Origin of the sequence: Stenotrophomonas sp. GD03930, from assembly GCF_029839665.1 — a bacterium.
Lineage (GTDB): Bacteria > Pseudomonadota > Gammaproteobacteria > Xanthomonadales > Xanthomonadaceae > Stenotrophomonas > Stenotrophomonas forensis.
Genome location: NZ_JAOCAV010000002.1, coordinates 686,313 through 708,984, shown reverse-complemented (window position 1 = coordinate 708,984; position 22,672 = coordinate 686,313). Strand labels below are relative to the sequence as shown.

The window sequence follows — 22,672 nt, the reverse complement described above, 5'->3', positions numbered from 1 at the left end:
GTGGATGGGGCAGCAGGGTCATGGCCGCGACTGAAGTGCTTCCAGCACCCTGCAATCGGCTACGCGCCCGCCCGGGCAATTGCCGATCATCCGCTGCAGTTCGCCCTGCAGCGCCTGCAGGTCGCGGATCCGGCGCGCGATGTCGGCGATATGCGCCTTCACCACGTCGTCCACCGAGCTGCATTCGTGTTCGCGCTGTTCACCCAAGGCGATCAGCTCGCGGATCTGCTCGATGGAAAAGCCCAGCTCACGGGCCCGGCGCACGAATGACAGCCGCCGCTGGTCCTGTGCGCTGTAGTAACGGTAATTGCCGTCCGACCGCAGCGGCGGCTGGAGCAGGCCGATCTTTTCGTAATAGCGGATGGTCTCGGCCTTGGTGCCGGTCTGGCGGGCCAACTGGCCTATGGTGAGGTGAGCGGGCATGGGCTTGACCTTGTAGGGACTACAGGGTTGATAACGGCTGCCTCACCTCTTTTCAAGCCCAGGCCAGGCCTGGCCGGAGATACCCATGGATCACTGCTGTGGCCACAAGCGCCAGGAACTGGAAGCGCTGGCACTCCACAGTGCGCAACGGCGCGTGCTGGTGGCGGTACTGATCATCAACCTGGCGATGTTCCTGATCGAATTCGGCGCAGGCATCGTGGCGCGCTCCAGCGCGCTGCAGGCCGACGCTGTCGACATGCTGGGCGACGCCATCGTGTACGGCCTGAGCCTGTGGGCGGTGAACCGGGGGGCGCGCTGGGAAGCCGGTGCAGCCCTGGCCAAGGGGGCGCTGATCCTGGGCTTCTTTGTGTTCATCGTGCTGGAGGTCATCGCCAAGCTGGCAAACGGCGTGCCCCCTTCCAGCGGCGTGATGCTCGGCTTCGGCGCCATCGCGCTGGCGGCCAATCTGGTGTGCCTGGCGTTGCTATGGCGGTTCCGCACGCTCAACATCAACATGAAAAGCACCTTTGCGTGCTCGCGCAACGACGTCGCCGCCAATATCGGCGTACTGGTGGCTGCCGGTGGCGTCGCGCTCACCGGTCGTGGCTGGCCGGATATCGTGGTGGGTGTGGTCATCGCGCTGCTGTTCCTGAAGTCCGCGGTGGGCGTCATCCGCGAAGCATGGCCCGCATGGCGCGCGGCTGCGAAAGCGTGAGGTGAGGCAAGGGGCTCCGGCGAGACGCCAGAGCCCCAAGAGGCTTACTTTTCCTGCAGGAACGTCAGCAGGTCCTGGTTGACGCGATCCTTGTGCGTGTCGGTCAGGCCATGCGGCGCGCCCGGGTACACGATCAGCCGGGCGTTCTTGATCAGCTTTGCCGACTGGCGGCCGGAGATGTCGATCGGCACGATCTGGTCGTCATCGCCGTGGATGACCAGCGTCGGCACATCGAACTTCTTCAGGTCGGCGCGGAAATCGGTGGCCGAGAACGCAGCGATCGAATCGTAGGTGTTCTTGTGGCCGCCCTGCATGCCCTGCGCCCACCACGCATCGATCAAGCCCTGGGACACCTTCGCGCCCGGGCGGTTGAAGCCGTAGAACGGGCCCGACGGGATGTCCTTGTACAGCTGCGCGCGGTTTTCCATCTGCGCCTTGCGGATGCCGTCGAACACTTCAATCGGCAGACCGTTGGGGTTGTCGGCGGTCTTCAGCATGAACGGCGGCACCGAGCTGATCAGCACCGCCTTCTTCACCCGGCCGGTGCCATGGCGGCCGATGTAGCGCGCCACTTCGCCGCCGCCGGTTGAGAAGCCCACCAAGGTCACGTCATGCAGGTCGAGCGTGTTGATCACCGTGGCCAGGTCATCGGCGTAGTGATCCATGTCGTTGCCTTCCCACGGCTGGCTGGAACGGCCGTGGCCACGACGGTCGTGCGCGATGACGCGGTAGCCGTGGTTGGCCAGGAAGATCATCTGCGATTCCCAGCTGTCCGAGTTCAGCGGCCAGCCGTGGCTGAAGGTCACCACCGGGCCGTCCTTCGGGCCCCAGTCCTTGTAGTAGAGCTGCACGCCATCGGCGGTGGTGATGTAACTGGCGGTACGCGCGACGCTGGTGATCGGCGCGGGCTTGGCCGGTTCGGCGGCCTGCGCGGACAGGCCGGCCTGGACCGAGAGGGCGAGGGTGGCAACGGCCAGGGTGCGGGCGAAGGTGTTCATGCGGGAACTCTCATGGGTGGGTGGTGAGGCGTACTTTGCGCCTGCAATCAGGCGCCTGGGTGATGAACTGTCCGGATTTCTTGATAGATCGTCTTGCATGGATGTGCGCGCCCGAGACGCTGTCAATCGCGTGTTGACACGGTAGAACGTTCGTTCTACCTTGCGGCCATGCACAAGACCGGCACCGACACCGCGCAGAAGATCCTGGCCACCGCCGAGGCGCTGATCTACCAGAACGGAATCCACGCCACCGGCATGGACCTGCTGGTGAAGACCTCCGGCGTGGCACGCAAAAGCATCTACCGGCACTTTGAAAACAAGGACCAGGTGGCCGCTACGGCACTGAACGCGCGCGATGTGCGCTGGCTGGCCTGGTTCCAGCAGGCGTGCGACAAGGCCGACAGCCCGGAAGCACGCATCCTCGGCATATTCACCGTGCTCAAGGGCTGGTTCGAGTCCGACGGCTATCGCGGCTGCGCCTTCATCAATACCGCGGGCGAGGTGGGCGACCCCGACGATCCGATTCGCCACATCGCAAAACACCACAAGCAGAAGCTGCTGGATTACACGCTGGAACTCACCACGCAGCTGGATATCGAGCAGCCGGACGCACTGGCGCGGCAGCTGCTGGTTCTCATGGAAGGCGCCATCACCGTCTCGCGCGTGATGGGCGACTACAACGCCGCAGACACCGCCAGGGATGTTGCAAAGGTGTTGCTGGAGCAGGCCAGGCGCTGACGCCTGAGTCATCAAAAACCGTCGAAGCACCCCGTTCATCCACTTGATTGGAGGTCCCACCGTGTCCACTGAAGCACCCCGTCCGCCGCTGCCGCCGTTCACCCTTGAATCGGCCATCGAGAAGGTTCGCCTTGCCGAGGATGGCTGGAACTCCCGCGATGCCGACAAGGTCGCATTGGCCTATTCGCTCGACACCCGCTGGCGCAACCGCGCCGAGTTCACCCACGGCCGCGAGGAAGCGCGGCAGTTCCTGGCCCGCAAATGGAAGAAGGAACTCGACTACCGCTTGATCAAGGAACTGTGGGCCTTCAGTGGCAACCGTATTGCCGTGCGCTACGCCTATGAATGGCATGACGACTCCGGCAACTGGTTCCGTTCCTATGGAAACGAGAACTGGGAATTCGGAGCCGATGGGTTGATGGAGCATCGGTTCTCGAGCATCAACGACCTGCCGATCAAGGAGAGCGAGCGCAAGTTCCATTGGCCGCTGGGGCGTCGCCCGGATGATCACCCGGGGCTGTCTGACCTGGGCATGTGAGCAGGGCTGGCCAACGTTCGCTTCACCCTCCATTGCGTAACCTGCACGCCACAGCACGTCATGCCTCACGTTGAGGCATGACGCGCGCCGAGGCTGGAATCGAGTGCTTTCACTCGCAGAACAGGAGGCAGGACGCGACCGTGAAGGCAGTTCCCATCATCATCGCAGCAGCACTGGCCGCACCCTCGCTTGATGCGCGCGCGGCCAGCGAAGACCGCAACACAGCGCCTCATTTCGATCTCGGTGGCGCAGTCCGATTCAACTATGGCTGGCTCGATTACGGGCCCACCAGCCGCCTGCAGCTGGAGCTGCTTCGCGCCGACATCGATGCCGGCAGCGGGCCTTTCTCCTTCTCCGCGCAGTACCGCTGGTACGACGGCTTCGATGCCATCCATCACGCCTACGCGGGCTTGCAGTTCACCGACGCCACGCAGCTGAAGGCCGGCATCCAGCAGGTACCTTTCGGGCTGCTGCCCACGGTCTCGCAGAGTTTCTGGTTCGGGTCCGGGTACTACCTGGGCATCGAGGACGACTACGACCCGGGCGTTGTGGTGGTCCACCAGGCCGGCAAGACCACCTGGCACCTCGGCTGGTTCTCGGGTGACGAGTACGGAACCGGGGCCCGCTACGACCGCTATTCCTTCGATGTGGCACAGACCGATGCGTTGCCGTATCGCGAACGGCAGCGGTTCAATGTGCGCGTCGAGCAATCGCGCGACTGGGCAGGTGGCGAACTGCTGCTCGGCGCATCGGCCTTCGCGGGCAAGGTGCAGAACACACGCAGTCGTCGCCATCACGACCACCAGGCCGCGGCCGTGCATGCCCAGTGGAAACGCGATGGCTGGACCACCCAGCTGCAATGGGCACGGTACCGCTACAGCGTGCCCGGCGAACGCATCGCACTGTCGGCGTTCCAGGCCCCGTTTGAAATCGTGGCCGAGGCCGATGTGCCCAGCGCCAACGTCGCCTATTCCTTTGGCCAACGCGGCTGGCTGGACGATGTGACCTGCTACAACAACCTCAGCATGACGCGCCCGGTGGGGCACAGCAGCGGGGTGCGCGACTCCTGGCAGAACGTCACCGGCTGCAGCCTGCAGAAGGGCGTGATGCTCACCTATGTCGACTGGATTGCCGGCCGCAACATGTGGTTTGCCGGCGGCGATGGCATCGGCATCAACAACGGCGGACCATCGCGCTGGCATTCGCGATTGAACCTCAATATCGGGTTCTATTTCTGAAAGCTGCCGCGCGTCGGCTACGATGCCACGGTCGGCATCGTAGCCGGGGGCAGGGGACGCAATGGACATGCAGGCAGGGGGCGGGCTCGATTCGCCGGTAAAGGCCGATTCGCAGGAACTGACCTTCCACTGGCTCTACCAGCGGGTGCAGGGGCTGGTTGAGCACAGCATCTACCCGAAGGCGGGCAGGGTGGAAAGGTGGGCGTTTCGTGTGGGCGCCCTGTCGGCCGCGATCGGCATTCTTGGCAGCCAGCTGCCTGACCGATGGCTTCCGCTTACGGCCGCGCTGCTTCTGGTCAGGGTGTGCCTGGCGGTGGAGATCGGAGGATTCGCCATAGGCGGCGTTCTCGCCGCCCGTCGCGGAATCCGCCAATTCGTCCAGCCACGGCTCTCGCATGCGCAGGAGATGGATGGCGAGTTTTCCCAGTGGCAAGCGGTAATCGCTGAACTCCGAGGATTTCCCAGGGTCGAGCGTGAGCGTCGCCTCAAGTACGTCAGCCACCTGCGCACAAGCATGATCGAGCGCATGGGCCTGATGTACGGCGGGCTGCAACGTCTCGGGCCGTTTCCGCTGCTGATTGCCCTCTACCTGCAGTTCCGTGGATGGCAATGGGGTGATTGGGCCAGCGCCTTTGATGTCGGGGCGCTGGGTGCCTTCCTCATCTACGCACTGGTGTTGCTCTACCTTGCGGGATGGATGCTGATCGGCCTGCGTACCCGCCTGGATACTTACGTCGCCCTGCTCGAAGGCTCCATCCACGAACCCGAGCCCCCGCAGCCAGCGCCCTTGTAGAGTCGAGCCATGCTCGACTACGGCATGCCACATCGCACCGCACCAGGCACCTCGCCAGCCAGCATCTGCATCACCCGATCCATCAGAACAGGCTCCGGCACGCCCGCCAGCACCTGCTCCAGATAGTCCACGGGTTGCAACTGCCATTGAAGCAGCGCCCGCAGCTGCACGACAGCGGGCGCCCGCTGATTCGCATCCAGTGAGGCCTGCAACAGCACATGCTGCGGCCACTTCTCCAGCCACAACACGGGCACGCCCTTGCAGTGAATCTCGAAAGAGGCGCCTTCGGGCCGTTCCACGAACTGGAAGCCGTGCCCACGCCGAACCTCCACGAACTGCATCGCTTGCCGGCGCAGCTGTGAAAATCGTTCGTTGGAGATGCGCTGGAACGCGATAGGCGTGGCGGCGGGTGGCTCAAACCACTGCGTCTCTGCGGCAATCACGACCCCAGCGCATAGGGCCGTGGCCGCCCAGCTGCACCAGGCCACTCAACCCTCCGGGCGCACCCGCGTGCTGGCGTGCGCGGTGAGTCCCAGCCCGGCCATGATCAGCCCCTCCATGATCCGCGGGCCGACATCCTGTTCCAGCTCGCCGTTCTCTCGGGCGCGCTGCGCGGCCAGCAGGATCTCCATCACCACGCGAAGGCCCGCCAGCGAGCAGTCGGTGTCGGCAAGGGCGATGCGTCGGCCCGGCATCAGGTGGCGCTCTGGCCAGGGCTGGCCATCGGACGTAGCGCCCGAACCGATGCTGTGCAGCAGGGCAATGAGGGTGTTCCGGTCCAGTGCTGGGCCGTTCGCGGGCTCTTCCCGGATCGGTTGCGGGGCAGGGGAGTAGCGCTTGGTCATGGCAGGGCTCCTTGCGGGCAGGTAGAAGCCGCCACCGATAAAGGTGGCGGACGGTGCGAGGTTCGAAACCCGGTCTACGCTAAACCGGCAGGCACGAGGCCTCCACGCACCGCCCGCCATAGCCGGCCGACGGATTGCCAGCCGGCACCACCTGACGGGTGATGCCGGCTGGCAAGCGTTTACTTCAGCGTAGAACCGGGGTTTCGAAGCCCGACCACCGGTGCTCGGTGGCATGAAGAGAAATACGCCCGGTTGTGCGCGATGCCAATGCAGTAAGGCCGATCCCGTCACCACATTCAACATTTTCAGAATCGTTGCATATGGCGCAACGGAGCCGGATCCTTGCACTGCAAGGCTATCGGCGATTCTGGCTCTGGATGCGCCCGGACTGTCGGCATCCGCCCTGCGGGGTCATATGCGAGGCGGATGCGACATTGCTGCCAGCAAAAGGGGAGGGGCGAGCCCGTTCGCGGCCGGCGGGCTGGGGCAGTGCCATCAGCCACTCGACATACAGGCAGGAGACGAGCAGCTGTGTCATTTCTACGAGGCAGATGACCTAGAAGCGGGCGATGCTACCAGGCAGTGGGGGCGAGAAGTGCAGGATTGGTCAGCTAAGGATTGGAGCTATACCGGGGGGGGGGCAATGGGGACTTGCAGCCAAGTCGTGATGCGTCACGTTAATTCGCACTGGGATCTGCGGGGCGGCGCATTGCATGTCACTATCTGCAGCGGACCTCAATGAAGAAAGAGCCGTGGGCTGTTACTTTTGTGGAAAGCCAGATGTGAGCGACGAGCATGTTCCGCCGCAATGCTTCTTTCCAGACGATCGTCGGGATGGATTGATTACAGTGCGCTCATGCGACGAGCACAATTCAAAGAAATCCAAAGACGATGAGTACTTTAGAGGCGTCTTTCTGAGCTCCATTCTGGTCGATGGAAATCCTGACATCATGTCGCAACGCCAGGCGCATCAACGAGCACTTGTGCGCGCGATTGAGCGCGCGGCCAACCAGATTCATGATGAAGATGACCGGATCGCAATCCGGGATATCTACGAACAGTTTCAAACGGATCCATTGGGTGCGGGGAAGGTGATCCAGGCGCTGGAAAAGAAGAAACTGCTACGCACAGGCCTGGCGGGCCTGATGAACATGGATTTGCGTGAAGAGCAGCTCCCAGCGGAAGCGGGAGGGCATCCTTTGACAACATCCTTCGCCTTCGATCTGGATCGGTTGCGGAAATTCATGAATAGCATTGCGCGAGCACTGCTCTTTCATGAGACGGGATATGTTTGGAAAGGGCGAGTGATTCATTTTCCACACAGCTTCCTAGCCTGTGATGCAACCGAAATTGAAAAGCAAGATCGCGAGCGTTATGCCACAGCGCTGATTCGGGAAGATGCGAAGGGGCCGCACAAGACCATCTTTTACTATGATATTTTCAATTATGCAGATGAAGTGAATCGCCACGCCAGCGGATATGCGATAGGTTTTTGTCTTTTCGATTCATTTCACTTCACCACTCTATTTATCGATGACGAAAATAGTCGGCCTGATGCACAGAACCCTGGCGCAGCCGCCTGAAGACTGCAGGCTAAGGATAGGGCAGATGAAGGGGTGGAGCGGACACGCTCCCGTGCGCCCCCCCCTCAATGCTGCCGCATCCGTTCGCTCCTTAGAGGAGGGTCAAAATGCTAAATCGGGTTGAGGCGGTCTATGACTGCCCGCGCTGTTCAGCGCGCCAAATCACATTCGACGTCCACTCCATCCACGCAGTTGGTCAGCTCTATCGCTGAATGACAGTGTATGAGGCATCTGCGGTCTGCCGTCACTGTAAACGCATGAGCATCCTCGTGATCAAAAGTAAGACTATTGACAGCCGGGATGAGCAAAAGACTATTGCAGGACAAATCGCAGTCTGCCTCAATGACATAATGAAATTTGACGGGCACATTAGCTCCAAGGATGAGGCGGTGGTCGCACCTCCAGAGCATCTCCCTGAGCAAGTCGAAGCCACTTCCGAGAAGGTGCTACATGCCTAGCGGTAAACTGCTTCAACGCTGCGGGCACCATGTTTCGACTGTGCGTGGATTACGTCGCCACTGATCTTCGCGACGCCGAACCCCATAATCAACCAGATCCGAGGGCGAGGCGATCTCTGGGGCTACTCCTACAGTGGCTCCACGATCAGAAGCGACTTTCCGCAGAGCTGCATGAGCTATCCACTTGCATTAAGGATGATGGGAACGACGGTGCCCATAGGGGAACACTATCCCACGCTGACGCCAATGACCTCCTTGATTTCACAGTGGAGCTCCTTGAGTCCCACTACACACGGAAGGCCAGACTGCATGAGGCAGCTCAGCGCCGCGCAGCACGCCACCGCCTGTAGATGGAACCCGGGGCGGCGCCATTGCGATCAGCGCTCTACGCGCGCATGGTCGTGGTCATGGTCCACGGCATATGCAGGGCAGATTATTTCACCGCAGCGTTAGGCTTGGCCGCCATCTGAGCGGCCGCGGCGCGGGCGCGGTCATGGCGGCAAGTAGCGGGGGCGCCATCGTGCGCGTAGGGTAGGTGAGCGCCCGGGCACGTTCCCGGAATCGAAACCCTACCCGCCGAGCCTCTGATTAACGTGATGCATCACGCGGGCCGCGATTGGCACAGGACCACGCTTAGGGCTAATCTCCGCGCCTAACGAGTAGGGCAACCACAGGAAGGAGCGGGGAATGTTCGATGACTTGATCAAGGGTATCAGGGAGTACATCAGCGACCGATTCATGAGTCCGCTCGGAGCTTCGCTGGCGGTTTCTTGGTGCGCCTGGAACTACAAGGCATTGTTGATTGTCTTCTCCGGTGAATCTGCTATCCGAAAGATCCATCTAATTCATCTTGTCTATCAGGACACTGGGTACTCGTGGCTCCATTTGGTGGCAGGTCCATTATTCACAGCCGCCTTCTACATTCTGGTGTTTCCTTACCCGTCAAATTGGGTCTACAGCTTCTCGCTTCGCAGAAGAAAGGACGCGTTGAGCCTGAAGAGAAGCATTGAAGATCAGACGGTGCTCACCCAAGAAGAGTCTCGGGCTCTTCGCAGTAGATTCTTGGAGATTGAGGCGCAACACATGACGGAATCGGTGCGCCTCAGTAATTCTGTTGACAGCTTGAAGAATCAGTTGAAGCAGCTAGTCGATGAAAGGGATGCGCTCGCGCAGGAGCTTGCGGCCGTTAGGCATGCGGAGACGGCTGCATCTGTGGACTCATTGGTCCCCGACGTCCCTTCATCGGAAGACGATCCCGAGGCCAATGATGTAAGGAAAATCCCCCTCAGTAAGTCGCAGTGGCAAATGCTGGATTCACTTGGCCGATATGGCAGCAACACCCCCATTGGCACGCTTTCTGATCGGCTGAGCATAGGTGAGCCCGCAGTTTGGTACGTCGCAGGACAGCTTGAAGAGTTGGGGTTGGCTAGACGGCAGAGCGGGACCGATCAGTCAGGCCGATCAGTTCGAGTAGTTACCCTGACAGATGCCGGACTCCGACTGTTCATGGAGTCGCTGAAGTAGCGGGTGTAGGGGCAGCGCCCCTACGGAAGCGCCTCACACGCGCTGGCGGGGCCTCGGCCCACGGCTCATGTAGACCACATTGGAGGTTTCGGCGCCGGAGCCGGGATCACCATTGCCGAACCGCCGCCCTCGGCGAATTCTGAGCACCTCAGCAAGATAGATCACGCTGGATTTCGCTGTGGCGGATGTCTCGACGGCCGGTATTGGGCGCTTGGCCATTCCCGTGCGAGCCTCGGCCATCATCAGCCGCCATTCCCGCGCAATGTTGCAGGTCAGAGACCACCAGGTCATATCACAGGGTTCCAGCTGGTGGCCTTCTGGGGTGAACATGTGCCCAGCTTGGAAGCCGAAACCGGCCCAAGGGCCGGTTAGGTCAGTTCGGTCATGCGGATCGATCTCGATCATGCTGCAAGCTCATCCTTGTCGGGGGGAGCCAGCAGGGAGGCAAGAGCCAAGCCAGAGCTTCAGCCATTGCTGATTGACGGGGAACATTCGCCTCACTCGCAAGCCATTGAATATCCGTAGTTGGTGGCGCGAATCGGGCGAAATGTCCGTCGCTCGAACTACGGACAATGCTCCCCGAGTTCCGCGTAAGCCGGACAAGGTGCCCCATCGTCGATGAGCTGCGGATAGTCCTCCCCCGTTTCTGTCCGACTCAAGGACAGGATGCCCCAAATTCAGTGGCGCATATCCAACTCAACTACTGGGGCGACCCACAATCGCGCTCTGGCTCCAAGGGCTGAACTGCGCCTGGCAACGGCCAACCGACAGAAGGGGGGGGTGATTAGCGCGCTTCATTGCGCTCGAGGCCACCATAGGCGCCTAAGTGCTCGCATCTAGGCGCAGAGGTGGACAGTCCGCAGACGGCGCGCCATAGTCATCTGCGGGGCGCCAGGGTGTGGCGCAGGCATGGGCGGCGAGGGAGGGGCTGTGCTCGACGGATGGATCGGTACCGAAGTTGAAGAGCTCTCAGGCGAGTCCGCTGTAGAGATCATCAAGAACTGGATGTCGCTCTCGCTGCAACGATCCGAAGGGATCTCGGATATTCATGCGAAGACGGGAATCCAGAGGAAGCGCCTCGTCAAGCTCTTCAGCTCGCATTGCCAAGAGACTCCTCTACCAGAGGAGATCAGTAGGATCTCCGCTGCTACCGGCTACCCGGCCCACGATCTTGTAGTACGGGCCGCTGAATATCTTTCCCCTGCCGTCTTGGACATCAATGCACCAGAAGGATCGGTTGCGCCTCCCCGGGCTTCGCGCAATGCGTTGAAGCTCTGGCTTCGCTCTGCACGTCGAGACAATCCTAGAGGTCGTCTTACGCAGATGGAGCTTGCCGAACGGATAGGAAGGTCCCACATGTCGGTGGCAGCGTGGGAGAACGTCGCAATCAGCAGAATCCCCAAGTACAAGGATATCTGTGCGATCGCCGAGGCATGTGGCGTCGAGCCACCCGGCCCAGATTTCGACGTGCGTCAGGGGCGGGCTATTGAGGCCGAGGTCATTGCGTCGATGGGTACTCCGACGGATCTGTACGAGGAGATTCTGTTTAATGGTCGCCTACTGAGCCGGCGCGCGCATGTCCCTTCCCATGCGGAGCGAAATGCATTGGTTTTCAGGGCTCGCTACGGCGGGCAAGGAGATGCCGAGAGCACGCTGCAGGCCATCGGGGAGATTCATGGGATCACCCGCGAGCGAATTCGCCAGATTGTGGACAAACAGCTGTCCTTCCTTCCAACAACCGCGGTACTGACAGCGCAGTTTGATGCGCTGGTTGACTCCTGTCAGGGTCTAGGGGGAGCTGCAGTTCCCGAAGCCGAGGAGCGACTGCGCAGTCTCTTGGGCGGAACACTGAGCCTGCAGGGTGCGATTGACTATGGACGTGAAGTGCTTGGGCGATCTCTTCCAGTACAGATCATCCGTGTAAAGAAGGGAGAACCTGTCGTGCTTGCTGGGCAGCTGCCGGATTGGTTCATGGACGGAATTAGCCAGTCCAAGGCGGCGATCAGGCACTGCGGGGCTGCCCAGGTCAATCTCGTCTGGGCTTTGACCATGCGCCAGCACGGTGACTGGATCGCGCCTGAAGAGTTCCGTTCTATTATCGCTCATGCTCCAGGGTTCGAGTGGATCGATGAAGATCAAGCTTGGTACTGGTTCGGTATCGACGGAAGTGCGAACCGAGTCGTGAACCGAGCCATCGACATTCTGTCCAATGCCAAGGGTGCGCTGGACATTGAGGTCATCTACAGCGGAGTGACACGACACTCCCGTATCGCCTCTTCGGACGTCGCAGAGGATGCCGGCATCTGGCCGCCGATGGAGGTCGTGCAGTGGGTTCTAGCCAAGACGCCTGCCTTGATTTGTCAGCAAGGGGATGATTTCCGGTTGGCCAGCCCTGACGCAGCTCAGGAAGGCAAGAAGGGAGTTGCACACTCAATCGTTGAGGAACTCAAGCTTCGAGGTGGATTGGCCTCTCGCAGTGAGCTGCATGAGGTCCTTGTTACAGGCCTTGGGATCAACACTGTCTCATTCTCTGTCGCCTTGGCTTATTCACCGCTGTTGCGTCAAGTCGATCGCGGCATCTTTGCAATTCGAGGTTGGCCGATCAATGCTGCGCGCCTGAGCGAGGCGCAGAGTCGCGTAGGAACCAGCAGTGGGCCGCTGGTCAACTACCGGGAGATTAGCGTCTCTAGCTCCGGAGACGTTAGCTGGGTGAACACGGTTAGCAAGAGCTCGCTGACCAACCTCTACGCAGGCGTGCCCAGTAAGGCCTTCTTGCATCTGGATGCGGGCGAGTATGACGCCGAAGGCGCAATTCTCACACTGACTGAGAATCGTATGATCGGTTTGATCAAGCATGTCGTTTCGCAAGGAGGCGACGCAGGGACGGCTTACAGGGTGACCGCCAATAGCCGGACCAGAAAGGCGCTCGTAGAGATCATCGGGTCAGCCGGGGATGAACTTGAGGATGGCGACTGAGGTTAGGCGCCATGGAGATTAGATATTGTCAATCGCCTTGGGAATCAGCGTCACGCCGTATGTGAGAACCGCACCATTCAGTCTGCAGATGGTGTATTGACCAAGCCTCGAAGAAGTATGCTGATGGATCGCAGAGCTTGGAGTGGTCGCTGCTCTAAGAGTCAAGCCGACAGGGAAGCCGCACAGCTCGCCGGCTGAATTCACTGGCCGTTGCATGGCTCTTGATGATCACTTCAGTATGCGCGGCGCCTTGATCCCGCGCCTTTTCACGGCTTCCAACTTCCTCTTTACCGATGCCTTGGCCGGCCGTACGGCCTTATCATCTGAAGCCCCCGACTTCGGTCCCGTCGGGGGCAAGAGAGCGATGGGTACCCAGACGAGCTGCATACTCTGCAAGTGCCCTGGTGCACCGACAATCCCAAAGCAGGGCGCCTCAATACATGATCGCGGCTGCCCATTGCCCCAGAAGCCCCTCAGAACAGATGTCAGGCCTTGGCTGAACGCACGTTCCAAGCACGCAAGCAATGCTGCGATGAGCAGGCTGCGCCCTTGAACTTGGTCCAGGGCACATGAGATGGCCTGCTGAGGAGAGACATCACTAACGAGGGGCAGGTCCGCCAGCTCGCATGCCACCAATTCTAGAAGTGCGCCACAGGCAGCAGTGACTTGACGGTCGACCACGGAGAGGTTCAGCCAGACCTGACCTGCTGCCGATCGGCCATAGGGCGCAAGCCAACCCTGTCCGCTTCCTCCATTGGTGGCGCCTCCGAGCTCAGCAGGACCCGGCGTGAGGCCGTCGTGGACCCACGGCTCAAGACATGAAATTCCGTCCACGGACACCTTTTGGACAACAGCCCGCGTGACTGCCTGCAGGAGTACAAAGACCGAAGCTGGCAAGGGCGCGCATCTTAGCGTCTGGCTACCGCCTAGGTGACACCATCCCCATAGCGCCCCCTCAGGGGGATCCTCAGTTGCACCGTCGAAGACCTGCATGGGTGCCGGCCCACTGGCCCCACTTCCTTCCCCGGCACCCATCCCTGATTGTGCCACCCCGGCGATAGCGCAGAACGCCGCATCCCAGTCAGTTGCTTGCTCAGGCACCTGGATCCACCGCATCGCCCGTTGTGCGCAACTCCATTCCCTGAACTCCTCCAGCCATGCAGATGCCTCGCCCGTTGGAAACGAATGCATCTCTGTGAGTGCTAGCCGAGGGTCGATGAAGCTGATACCGCACGAGCAAACTCCAAGACGATCACCATCCTGGAATTGGGCAAATACAATCCGCCCGCAGTGCTCGCAGGTACTGCGGAGCCGCTCGCGGTGCCAGGGACAGGCATCAAGCGAGGGCAACTGAAATGCGGCATTGTGATAGCCATGGCGTACACACTCTGGGCATTGCCTAACCGGCCGCACATGCCGCTCGAACAGACGCCCGCACTGAACCGGGCTCCATGCACTCGGGCTCCAGAAGTCAGCGATAGTCGTATGGCCAAGCCCTAGTTCCCAAAGGAGAGAAAATCGTGTCTTGCTTCTCGATTGAGTTGCCAGAAGCACATCCATGCTTGCCCGGTTTCTGAAACCGAGACGAACCATGTCCGACGGAGAAGGCAGGGCAAGGGTAACGATCCGTTGCGCCAAACCGAATCCGGAAATGTAGGGGTAGCAGGTGAGCTCTGCCCCAATCATGGGCGCAGTCGAGGCCGGGGCGGGCAGGTAGTCAGACCAAGGCATGAACGCTCAGCTCCTACGCCGCGCCCTGACCATAGTCAGGAAGCCGCATCTTGGCTCGAACGTACTCCAAGCGCAGATAGCCACTCCTCAGCAGAGCGTCTCGAACCTGTTCACGACTGAACTCTCGAAAGCCCTCATGCTTCCAGGCGATCTCCGTGAGCAAGTGCCGAACTGTGAGAGTGAAGGTGGCCATCGGCCATGCTTCGCTCTCGGGAAGCTTTCCGGCCTTACGAAGTGCGGCCAGCTCCTGCAGGATCATCGGCGCTTGGTCTGCCAGCCGCCAACCCGCATCAAAGGCAGACGCTGCGAAGAATCGGCTAAAGGGCATCTCCGGTGTTGGCCATGAAGCCTGAGAATCAAAGCGCGAAAGCGCATGGGTGACCTCGGCCGCTCCGGTGATGGGACGGTAGCGCATCGTGTCGATGAACCACCTGCGTACCGTGTGCGAGGCTCGATCTGACCAATCGTCGCCGACATCGACGCCTTCAGCGTCGCTTTGACGCATCAGAACCAAGTAAAGACTTAGGTTGTCATCGAGCACCTGGCTGTCGAGATCCTCAAGATACTCGTACTCGCTTTCAGTGATGCGCTGGGCATTGTCAATGAACAGCACCAGGCGTCGGACCTTGGCTTGACCACAACGGCTACGAATCAGGTTGAGTACCCGGTCCATTCCGACGCTGGCCTTGATCACCTTTGCGTTGGATATGCCGATCCGGTTGTTGATCGCAGACCAGAACGCACCATCACTGCGGCGAATGCCGCTAGCCATCACCATCCGCATGGCTACGCCCATGGGTTGTCCCCGAGAGTCCTTGAGCCATTTGGAACTGTTATCTGACAGGTACTTCAAGGCGGAGGTCTTGCCAACACCTCCACCGCCATACGCCGAACAGCCGTGCCTTCCCTCGCTGATACTCATGCGAATGAAGTTGGCCAGCTCTTCAGTGGGGTGAGTGTTGATCTGGTAACCGTCAGGAATGAAGATCGGGTGATCAGTAGCGTTCATGGTGATCCCACGTGGGTGTGCAGAGGCTGCAGCGGTGCCTGTAGTGGTCGTAGAAGTCATTCATCCAAGCTGATCCATCCATCTGGCGCAATGCGGAGAGGCTGCTTGTAGATGTCGCCTACGGCAGGCGGAGCCTTGTCGTGGCCTACGTGACCCATTCTCGCCAGCTGATCTACCGCGGATTGGTCACTGGCTGCCTGAGTCTTGAGGAAGGCAACATAGGCCTCAATGGCGCAGTCGGCGCCCAGAATGCTGAATTCAGTTCGATTCTTGATCCACCGCATGATGAGCTTGCGGGTGGTTTCATCGTGTGCCCTAAGATTCCACGGGGCGGCCGCGCGGGCAGCACCCAATGGGGTTGTGGCAGACCTCATCAGCAGGATGGTTCGCAGATCGTTGCGATTGATTCTTGCCATGACCTTCGTGCCGATCATCTCCCAGCGACCGTCCAGGCTGGGGGCTCGATACTTGACGTACATATAGTTGACGTGCGGAACAACGCCTTTTGCGCGGTCCCCATGGACGGTTAGCAGAACGACGATCGTGCACATGTCATCTGCATCCTCACGCGCCGAATCGGGACTGAAATCAAACGCTCCACTTCCCTTTGCCCGGAGGAACTGCAGCGGCGAAAGATCACCCAGTGCCACATGTGACGTCGCGTTGTAGTTAGCAATGATCACGTCCAGTAGCTCCTCAAAGAGCTGCATCTGGATGGGGTGGTCATCCGGCGAGAAGTTACTGATACGAATCCTTTTCTCGCCCAGCTTGACAGCCGGCTCAAATCCTCCGGGGATCTGGCGAAGCGCTCCGCGCTCCAGCCGTGAGAAGAGCTGCTCTACCACAGGCCTGGAACGAGGCTGGCGTGCCTTGCCAAAGATCAGCACGCCACCTCGCGAGCGACAGAACGCTGCTTCGAGGTCATGGGCAGAGTGCGCCAGTGCATTGTCCAGGGCGATGGATCTTGAGCGCCGGGCCCCCAAGTCACCCGCAAGGCCTGTTGGCATCCCCGCACCCGGGGCATAGGACAGCCCGGGAATTGTCAGCTCACGCCGCTCCCAGGGGCGCAGTCCCACAGCCAGACACAGGGCGACATCTAAGTTCGTGTAGGCACGTCCAACCCTCAACGACCAGGACACGATCGCACGTGAACGCACCTCAATTTCTATCAGAAGCCAGATTGTAGTGATGCGTCGATTGACCTTCCCACCTCCCGGCACGTCGACTGCCAAGGTTGCCTCGATATCGATCTGATGGGCATCAAATTCGGTGCGCCCGTAAAGATGCTGCCTAAGGACCTGCTCGATGCCCTCCGGCGCATCGACATCAAACTCCCACGTCCCATTCCCGCTCTCTTGGATCCGCCTGCGCCTCATGTAGTCGAGCAACGCTCGGCGCCCCTTATCCGTGGTGTTTAGCGGATAGTGGTCAGCGAGGTCGCGTCTGCGCAGCTCGGCGCAGATTCGACCATGCAGCCGATTGAACGCCTTCGGCGCGCGACCTGGGGGGAGCGGGCGATTGAACTCGTCCACCCAGAGCTTGATCTGAGGAATGGCCTGTAGAAGCTGACCCATTGCGCTTGGGCGCCCCGAGCGAGGAACCTCCACATCAATAGAGGCTGTTTCGCTTCGGATGTAGACCCCGTTGGGAACGCAGACCCTGAAGCCGTGGGGACGCCCATCACTGGCCATCATGGGCGCAGTAAGAATCATTCGGCGCAGGCGCTTCCTACAGAGCCCGTAAGCTTTGGCCGCCTTGGTGATCTGCAGCTCGCCAGTCAGCACTTCAGTCAATGCCGCGCAGGCTTGCCGGAAACGGAAACGTACCTCTTCCTTCAGGTCGCATTCGTCAGGGCGGTACCACTGAAGCAAGGTTTCACGATCGTAGATCGAGTGATGATCATGCATGGCACCGCTCCAGAATGGCATCCGGTGCGCCTTGCGCATAGTCAATGAGACGAAGCTTGCCGCTATGAATCAGCCATGCCACTGTTGCCCGGACCTCGTGCGTAGTGGCTGAAGAGGCACCGATCAGATCGGATAACCTGAATCGCTCAACGCGCCCGAGGATGTTCAGTATTTGCTGGGCAAGGCTGGCGCGATTTGCGAGCCTCTCGCTGGACCATACCAGCGGTAGAAGGTCAAAGGCCTCACCCAATGCGGGCAGCTGTGACAAGAGATGATCTTCAGTTACATAGCTCAGATAGATGCCGTTTCGCTTGGCGATCTCATCAAGCTCAAGCGCATCCGGAAGGCCAGCAGCACTACCGGTGCTTCTCGTTTTTCGCTCATTGGGCAATACCAGAATGAAGCGCTGCTCCCCTGAGCGAGTAATCGCCAGGAAGGAAACATCGATCACGAACTTCTCAGAAACCTGCAGCCGGCGTGGGCGTTCGATGTAGAGGGCGATTGTCGAATCGAATTCCAGCTGAAGCGCTGCGGCAAACGTTACGGCGTCGGCGACGGTCACCACGCGTTGATTACGTGGGGAGTAGTAGACAAACACCTCGCGTCGATCTCGCTTTCCTCGTGAAAGCGGTCGGGGGGCGTAGGGCAGGGCGGGGTCAACGTGATGGCTCGTGTGTGAGTCGTCACCACGGTAGGTGGCTCCAGCAGGCATGGGATCTCCGAACAAGGCGAACAGGCGCGCTGCCTGTAGGGCGGTAGCCGGATCGCGGGCAGCATCCCCCCTCGGCGCACGCGAATGGCGCCTGGGAATGGCAATACGAGTCCGGCCCGTCAGACAGGCTGCTTGACTTGATTGGAGAAATGGGGGAGCCTAGGCCTCGCATGAGTTCTATGCTTCACGCCCTCCCGCTCCGACGAGAGGCAAATGCCCCCGCTCGAACGGGGGCATTTCCATTTCTAAAGGTCGGAGAGTATTGGCTACTCGGTCATGCGCTAACGTCTCAAGTAAGAAGCGGGGCAGGGTCTGAAGAAGGGGGTACGAACCGTCACGTCGAACGCGATAGGCGTGCCCCGTTCATTCAGGCAGCGATTCCTGCGGTGTTCTTGATAAGGCCCTGACGATGTACAGCGACGCTGCATGGCCGCACCTGGTCAAGCTTCGCGTGGGCTGCTGCGCCCAATGCTGGTCGCGTCCGTGGTATCGCCAGGAGCGCAACGCAGGCGCGGAGATGGATGATCTCCAAGCAATCAGCTGAAGTCACGGGCACTTCCAGAACCACGACAGCTCCACGACTCTAGCGACCTGCCAGAGTGTTCGCAAGACTTTGATTCAGCAGAACATTTGCCCCTTATTCAAAGGGTATCAAGGTGGTTGGGATCAAAGTTATTGCATGGCCTGCCGAATCAAATCACCTGCGCAGCTCAATGGATTCATTGATTGAGCTTTGCGCGGTTGGATAGATATGCAGATCGCAGCGCAGTGGAGGCCTCACACCGTCATCGAGAAGGCTCGACCTGCTGGCTGCGGCAAGCCGCTGCGATCACAGACAGTCCTGATCAAGAAGGAAGGGCTGCACCCTGCAGCCCGCCCCTTTGGCAGTCAGTAGCGTGAACTGCAAACCGGGGTTCCTATGCTCGTTGCAGGTTCAATCGAGCTCCGAAGGTGAATTCGACCGTCAGATCGACATGAATCGTGGTTGAGTCGAAGCCGGGGAGCCGGAGCTTGTCTACCTCTAGTACAGCACTACGTACGCAGGCGTGTGACCCATGCCGAGCGAGTTGTTGATCAGCATCTCCAATGCCGCCTTAGCTCGAAGGGTATATCGGAATTTGAGGTGTTCCCGACCGATTCGTTGGTCGACAGAAAAAGGTGATCGAGCGTGTCCGATCGGAGCGGGACGCCTCATAGGAATCGGGTTCCCGGCGCCTGGCGCATCTACCGCTCGCCGCGCTCCTGGCATAGGCGATCGCTGCACCGCCCATTTGTGACTACAGATGGGGATGGCGCGGCCGCTATTCCTTGATGTACCAAGCAAGTACCAGGGACATGGCTTCCATCGCTTACGAAAATCAACTCTTAGGCGCGTTCATCTATGCGCTCGGGTATGAAGGCGGGCGGAAGGGGCGGACCCTGCCGGTCAATCTGTTCCAGCAGACTCCGCTGGATAGAAGTCTCGGTGACGTTGTGCTTGGTGCTCAGCGATGTATGGCCATTGAGTTCAAGCGCCGACAGGCAGACATACGCGGTGAGCGGAAGAAGTGGAAGTCTGGCTTCCCAGAGGCACTGATGGATATCTCCGATTGGCGGAATACGTCGCTACTAGGCCACTTCATCTGCTTTGGTGAGCATGCGGCTACACGAGTTAACCTGTATTTCGCACAGTATCTCAGCGCATTCGAGCTTGACGGTAAGGCGGATTCATTCTCAGCGTCTGATCTGATCAAGCTTTTAACCCGGGAAATTTCACCCGACAAAGGGCCCTCGTGGGGAGTGCCGCCACAGGTTCTGCTCACCTACTTGGAACACATCCGAACCTTCCGAGTAGGCGACAGTGATGGGAGCGGAGGCCACGCGGCGACCTGGCTAACAGTGTCCGCAGTTGATGGACAGTTCCAGCTTCTTGCTGCGCCTTCGCTCGACGCATTGCTGGAACGAGACGCCACCACCTACGCCAATGAGCAGGGAACGTCGGCACAAGAGACTGACGACGAGCACGACACCCCAAGCCCCGGATTCTAGGATGCAGCTCGCAGCTCAAGAAGGCTTGAATATTGGCCATTGCCTGATGAGACTTCCTCCTAATCCCGCCCGGTACCAGCGACCCCGCCCTATCATCCATGCCCACCTGACCGAACAAGTGCAGCGTTGATCCAACTTTGTTTGCCTAGAAGAGGGGACTTCATAGCCGCGGGTGTTCCACGATGCCAGGGCGGATGCGCATTCTGGGCGTGCGGGCGGCCACCTTCAACCTGTCGATAAGCGTGCGTTATCGTGGGAGCGCGGATAGCCGCCATCCTCTCGAGACTGAGGCTGGTGACGGGGACCATCCATTGGTTGACGCCCATCTTGGCAGGGGCATCAACCCCGCTTCTAACAGCATGGTTTCTTTGATCTGAAGCGGTAATCGCTAGAGAGAGGGAACCGTGATCCTCTGCAAATCCAGCTTGGCCCTGAGCGCATAGTGCTTGCGTGTGACCGGCACAGTGCAGGTCAGGCTCGGATCCAGGTAATCCTTAAACATCGGCGGTCGCGAAGCGCCCAGGTAGAACTGCCGATCCTGCTTGACCGCTGCTGGCAACAGTACGTCGGACAGATCGCTGTCGGACGCATCGGTCACCAGGCAGGGGGCATAGCGGAAGCCGAGCCTGCGCAGCAGGTACAGCCGGTGCGAGCCATTGGTCAGAATGATCCGGCGGCCAATGCGCGTTGCGCTGATGAGGTTGTCGCTGAAACCGAGATAGATGACAAGGGCGTGGCTGGCCGCGCCGAACGGCTCGTAATCGGCGATGCAGCGAGGGTCGATCGCCGCCACGTCCAGAAACCTCAGGTCGTTGGACGCAGAGGCGAATGTGTAGCTGCCATCGGACTGGGTAAAGCGCACATCCGGATGTGCATGGCGTCCACTTCGCGCCACCAGCTCCATGATCTCCCGTGCATCGGGTGACGCGGCCGTGGCCGCCGCCAGCTGATCGATGTGGCGCAGGTTGATGCACTCCTGGAAGACCACCAGCCGATCGATCTCCACCATCTGCCAGCAGCGGGACACCACGCTCGTCATGCGGTGCATCGAGGGCTGACGGAGGGCCTGCTCCGCCAATGGCTGCATCTCTTCGGGCAGGGCAAGGGCGTCCATGGCATCGGCGGCGTCTGCTTCGTCCTGATGAAGACGACGCACCAGGGCGCGGGCGTTCCGCCATTCCTCCACCAGCGTCGCTTCATCAAAGCGTCCTGGCGGGCAACGCTCCCTGACGAAGCGGATGAATTTCGGCAGCGGAAACAGGCCCTTCAGCAGAAGGGTGGGATCAAGGCCATCGTCATTGATGTCGGTGGGCATCCATCTCGCTCTCGTGGGAGTCGCTGCAGCGACGTCCGATCCGGCTGGCCGTCACACCAAAATAATATGTTATATCGTAACATTTGCGTGCCTTGGCGGCAATCGTGCTGAACAACGCAGGGTGACGCCGGCTTGGCTGCTGTGCATCCACTGCATTGCGTGGGTGCACCCACTAACTAGAGGAGATGTTCATGAACGAACTGATTGAGCTGGGCGTAGTGGCTGGAGAGCAGAATCACGAAGACCAGGGTGAACTGATCGAGCTGGGCTCGGTGGTTTCCGAAACGAAGGCGCACAACCACGGCACGTTGTGGGATGGCGTCTTCCCGACCACCTCGCCCTGATCCATCGCACCATGCATGACCTGCGGTGCATGCCCCCGCATGCACCGCTCTGATGCCTGCAGCAGCATGAGATCACGCTCGCGATGGACCAGCCTGAAGCTCCATACTTCCTTTCGAAGCACGCGCATGTCTGTGTGACCGGTGACGCGATGGTCATTCTTGACCAGGCCTCCGGCAGCTATCTCTCCATCGATCGGCGCTGGGCGGCGGGGCTTGGCGGCCTGGTGCAGGACTGGCCCCTGGCCTCCGACGGAGTGCCCAGGCCGAGGATGCTCCAGTCGCTGATTGATCGGCGCCTGATCACCCAGGATCCGCTGCGCGGAAAATCCGCAGCAAGCGCCGCAATCGCGTTGCCCCGGCACTGGGTGCGCGAGGGCGAGTCCCGGGGATGTCCACCGATCACTGCCCGCGATGTGCGCCGCTTCCTAGCCTCGGTCACGCGTGCGGCATGCAGCAGGATGTTCCTGCCTTTCAGCTACACGGTTTCGGCAGCGCGCCGGCGTGGTCAGGCATCCACGCCGGGCGAGGTGGACCTGCAGCAGTTGGCCCTCCTGGTTCGGGTATTCGATTGGCTGCGACCGATCGCCTTCAGGAAGACCGATGAGTGCTTCCTGTACTGCCTGGCCATGCGCGAGTTTCTGGGGTCGTACGGCATCGTTCCCGCGTGGGTGTTCGCGGTGCGGACCCAGCCGTTTGCGGCGCATTGCTGGTTGCAGCACGGCGACCGTGTCCTGACCGACATCCCTTTCAACCTGCGCCGGATGACGCCCATCCTGGTGCTGCAGCCGGCCTGATCC

Annotated in this window: 21 protein-coding genes; 12 read left to right on the top strand and 9 right to left on the bottom strand. The window is 60.3% G+C overall.

The features are described from left to right. Positions 1 to 18: 18 nt before the first annotated feature. A complete protein-coding gene (locus N5C18_RS13905; RefSeq protein ID WP_053508449.1) occupies positions 19 to 423 on the bottom strand; it encodes a helix-turn-helix domain-containing protein in 405 nt (134 codons plus the stop codon). An 85-nt stretch (positions 424 to 508) separates the two neighbouring features. Between N5C18_RS13905 and N5C18_RS13900 the strand changes: the two genes are divergently transcribed. After that, the gene (locus N5C18_RS13900) at positions 509 to 1,138 is read left to right on the top strand and encodes a cation diffusion facilitator family transporter (protein ID WP_053508447.1); all 630 of its coding nucleotides are present in this window, start codon (positions 509 to 511) and stop codon (positions 1,136 to 1,138) included. Positions 1,139 to 1,182: 44 nt separating this feature from the next. Here the strand turns inward: N5C18_RS13900 and N5C18_RS13895 are convergent, their stop codons facing one another. Next, on the bottom strand, positions 1,183 to 2,136 hold the full coding sequence (locus tag N5C18_RS13895) for an alpha/beta hydrolase (protein WP_053508444.1): 954 nt from the start codon (positions 2,134 to 2,136) through the stop codon (positions 1,183 to 1,185). 168 nt (positions 2,137 to 2,304) lie between these two features. On the opposite strand from N5C18_RS13895, the gene N5C18_RS13890 reads away from it, so the two are divergent. From N5C18_RS13890 to N5C18_RS13875, 4 genes are all read left to right on the top strand, one after another. Continuing rightward, complete coding sequence (locus N5C18_RS13890; RefSeq protein ID WP_053508442.1) at positions 2,305 to 2,874, top strand: TetR family transcriptional regulator; 570 nt, start codon at positions 2,305 to 2,307, stop codon at positions 2,872 to 2,874. A 61-nt stretch (positions 2,875 to 2,935) separates the two neighbouring features. Beyond that, the gene (locus tag N5C18_RS13885; protein ID WP_053508440.1) at positions 2,936 to 3,412 is read left to right on the top strand and encodes a nuclear transport factor 2 family protein; all 477 of its coding nucleotides are present in this window, start codon (positions 2,936 to 2,938) and stop codon (positions 3,410 to 3,412) included. A 140-nt stretch (positions 3,413 to 3,552) separates the two neighbouring features. Beyond that, complete coding sequence (locus tag N5C18_RS13880) at positions 3,553 to 4,650, top strand: hypothetical protein (RefSeq protein ID WP_279944814.1); 1,098 nt, start codon at positions 3,553 to 3,555, stop codon at positions 4,648 to 4,650. Between the two features lie 61 nt (positions 4,651 to 4,711). Continuing rightward, a complete protein-coding gene (locus N5C18_RS13875) occupies positions 4,712 to 5,443 on the top strand; it encodes a hypothetical protein (protein WP_053508436.1) in 732 nt (243 codons plus the stop codon). A 17-nt stretch (positions 5,444 to 5,460) separates the two neighbouring features. On the opposite strand, the gene N5C18_RS13870 is transcribed toward N5C18_RS13875, so the two are convergent. Both N5C18_RS13870 and N5C18_RS13865 read right to left on the bottom strand, forming a co-directional pair. Beyond that, complete coding sequence (locus N5C18_RS13870) at positions 5,461 to 5,886, bottom strand: hypothetical protein (protein WP_279944813.1); 426 nt, start codon at positions 5,884 to 5,886, stop codon at positions 5,461 to 5,463. A 45-nt stretch (positions 5,887 to 5,931) separates the two neighbouring features. After that, positions 5,932 to 6,288 (bottom strand): hypothetical protein, encoded by a 357-nt coding sequence (locus N5C18_RS13865; RefSeq protein ID WP_053508432.1) that lies wholly within the window; start codon positions 6,286 to 6,288, stop codon positions 5,932 to 5,934. A 782-nt stretch (positions 6,289 to 7,070) separates the two neighbouring features. Here N5C18_RS13865 and N5C18_RS13860 point away from each other — a divergent pair. From N5C18_RS13860 to N5C18_RS13850, 3 genes are all read left to right on the top strand, one after another. Continuing rightward, positions 7,071 to 7,871 carry a hypothetical protein gene (locus N5C18_RS13860; RefSeq protein WP_080375921.1) on the top strand — a complete coding sequence of 267 codons (801 nt, stop codon included), beginning with the start codon at positions 7,071 to 7,073 and terminating at the stop codon, positions 7,869 to 7,871. Between the two features lie 257 nt (positions 7,872 to 8,128). Next, positions 8,129 to 8,329, top strand: a complete 201-nt coding sequence (locus N5C18_RS13855; RefSeq protein ID WP_053508429.1) for a hypothetical protein — start codon at positions 8,129 to 8,131, stop codon at positions 8,327 to 8,329. A 687-nt stretch (positions 8,330 to 9,016) separates the two neighbouring features. Continuing rightward, positions 9,017 to 9,853, top strand: a complete 837-nt coding sequence (locus N5C18_RS13850) for a hypothetical protein (protein WP_053509094.1) — start codon at positions 9,017 to 9,019, stop codon at positions 9,851 to 9,853. 33 nt (positions 9,854 to 9,886) lie between these two features. Here the strand turns inward: N5C18_RS13850 and N5C18_RS13845 are convergent, their stop codons facing one another. Beyond that, positions 9,887 to 10,258 (bottom strand): DUF3653 domain-containing protein, encoded by a 372-nt coding sequence (locus tag N5C18_RS13845; protein ID WP_053509092.1) that lies wholly within the window; start codon positions 10,256 to 10,258, stop codon positions 9,887 to 9,889. Between the two features lie 525 nt (positions 10,259 to 10,783). Between N5C18_RS13845 and N5C18_RS13840 the strand changes: the two genes are divergently transcribed. Further along, complete coding sequence (locus N5C18_RS13840; RefSeq protein ID WP_279944812.1) at positions 10,784 to 12,829, top strand: sigma factor-like helix-turn-helix DNA-binding protein; 2,046 nt, start codon at positions 10,784 to 10,786, stop codon at positions 12,827 to 12,829. 1,744 nt (positions 12,830 to 14,573) lie between these two features. Here the strand turns inward: N5C18_RS13840 and N5C18_RS13835 are convergent. Genes N5C18_RS13835 through N5C18_RS13825 form a run of 3 tightly spaced genes read right to left on the bottom strand, consistent with a single transcriptional unit; the run spans position 14,574 to position 18,038 of the window. Next, positions 14,574 to 15,569, bottom strand: coding sequence for a Type II secretory pathway, component ExeA (locus N5C18_RS13835; protein ID WP_053495960.1), 996 nt, complete (start codon positions 15,567 to 15,569; stop codon positions 14,574 to 14,576). A gap of 56 nt (positions 15,570 to 15,625) precedes the next feature. Continuing rightward, complete coding sequence (locus N5C18_RS13830) at positions 15,626 to 17,476, bottom strand: hypothetical protein (protein WP_279944811.1); 1,851 nt, start codon at positions 17,474 to 17,476, stop codon at positions 15,626 to 15,628. After that, on the bottom strand, positions 17,469 to 18,038 hold the full coding sequence (locus N5C18_RS13825; RefSeq protein WP_279944810.1) for a hypothetical protein: 570 nt from the start codon (positions 18,036 to 18,038) through the stop codon (positions 17,469 to 17,471). The genes N5C18_RS13830 and N5C18_RS13825 overlap by 8 nt, the downstream gene beginning before the upstream one ends. A gap of 1,485 nt (positions 18,039 to 19,523) precedes the next feature. On the opposite strand from N5C18_RS13825, the gene N5C18_RS13820 reads away from it, so the two are divergent. Then, a complete protein-coding gene (locus tag N5C18_RS13820; RefSeq protein WP_279944809.1) occupies positions 19,524 to 20,216 on the top strand; it encodes a hypothetical protein in 693 nt (230 codons plus the stop codon). Between the two features lie 388 nt (positions 20,217 to 20,604). Here N5C18_RS13820 and N5C18_RS13815 read toward each other — a convergent pair whose 3' ends face one another. Then, positions 20,605 to 21,531 carry a hypothetical protein gene (locus N5C18_RS13815; RefSeq protein ID WP_133934678.1) on the bottom strand — a complete coding sequence of 309 codons (927 nt, stop codon included), beginning with the start codon at positions 21,529 to 21,531 and terminating at the stop codon, positions 20,605 to 20,607. Positions 21,532 to 21,722: 191 nt separating this feature from the next. Between N5C18_RS13815 and N5C18_RS13810 the strand changes: the two genes are divergently transcribed. After that, positions 21,723 to 21,875 carry a hypothetical protein gene (locus N5C18_RS13810; RefSeq protein ID WP_162292569.1) on the top strand — a complete coding sequence of 51 codons (153 nt, stop codon included), beginning with the start codon at positions 21,723 to 21,725 and terminating at the stop codon, positions 21,873 to 21,875. A gap of 149 nt (positions 21,876 to 22,024) precedes the next feature. Beyond that, the gene (locus tag N5C18_RS13805; RefSeq protein WP_279944808.1) at positions 22,025 to 22,669 is read left to right on the top strand and encodes a lasso peptide biosynthesis B2 protein; all 645 of its coding nucleotides are present in this window, start codon (positions 22,025 to 22,027) and stop codon (positions 22,667 to 22,669) included. Positions 22,670 to 22,672: the final 3 nt, after the last annotated feature.

What these genes read in the sequence shown, in the direction of transcription:
- N5C18_RS13905 (WP_053508449.1), bottom strand. Translation starts at nt 423, where the DNA reads ATGCCCGCTCACCTCACCATAGGCCAGTTGGCCCGCCAGACCGGCACC.
- N5C18_RS13900 (WP_053508447.1), top strand. Translation starts at nt 509, where the DNA reads ATGGATCACTGCTGTGGCCACAAGCGCCAGGAACTGGAAGCGCTGGCA.
- N5C18_RS13895 (WP_053508444.1), bottom strand. Translation starts at nt 2,136, where the DNA reads ATGAACACCTTCGCCCGCACCCTGGCCGTTGCCACCCTCGCCCTCTCG.
- N5C18_RS13890 (WP_053508442.1), top strand. Translation starts at nt 2,305, where the DNA reads ATGCACAAGACCGGCACCGACACCGCGCAGAAGATCCTGGCCACCGCC.
- N5C18_RS13875 (WP_053508436.1), top strand. Translation starts at nt 4,712, where the DNA reads ATGGACATGCAGGCAGGGGGCGGGCTCGATTCGCCGGTAAAGGCCGAT.
- N5C18_RS13865 (WP_053508432.1), bottom strand. Translation starts at nt 6,288, where the DNA reads ATGACCAAGCGCTACTCCCCTGCCCCGCAACCGATCCGGGAAGAGCCC.
- N5C18_RS13855 (WP_053508429.1), top strand. Translation starts at nt 8,129, where the DNA reads ATGAGCATCCTCGTGATCAAAAGTAAGACTATTGACAGCCGGGATGAG.
- N5C18_RS13850 (WP_053509094.1), top strand. Translation starts at nt 9,017, where the DNA reads ATGTTCGATGACTTGATCAAGGGTATCAGGGAGTACATCAGCGACCGA.
- N5C18_RS13845 (WP_053509092.1), bottom strand. Translation starts at nt 10,258, where the DNA reads ATGATCGAGATCGATCCGCATGACCGAACTGACCTAACCGGCCCTTGG.
- N5C18_RS13835 (WP_053495960.1), bottom strand. Translation starts at nt 15,569, where the DNA reads ATGAACGCTACTGATCACCCGATCTTCATTCCTGACGGTTACCAGATC.
- N5C18_RS13830 (WP_279944811.1), bottom strand. Translation starts at nt 17,476, where the DNA reads ATGCATGATCATCACTCGATCTACGATCGTGAAACCTTGCTTCAGTGG.
- N5C18_RS13820 (WP_279944809.1), top strand. Translation starts at nt 19,524, where the DNA reads ATGGCTTCCATCGCTTACGAAAATCAACTCTTAGGCGCGTTCATCTAT.
- N5C18_RS13815 (WP_133934678.1), bottom strand. Translation starts at nt 21,531, where the DNA reads ATGCCCACCGACATCAATGACGATGGCCTTGATCCCACCCTTCTGCTG.
- N5C18_RS13810 (WP_162292569.1), top strand. Translation starts at nt 21,723, where the DNA reads ATGAACGAACTGATTGAGCTGGGCGTAGTGGCTGGAGAGCAGAATCAC.
- N5C18_RS13805 (WP_279944808.1), top strand. Translation starts at nt 22,025, where the DNA reads ATGGTCATTCTTGACCAGGCCTCCGGCAGCTATCTCTCCATCGATCGG.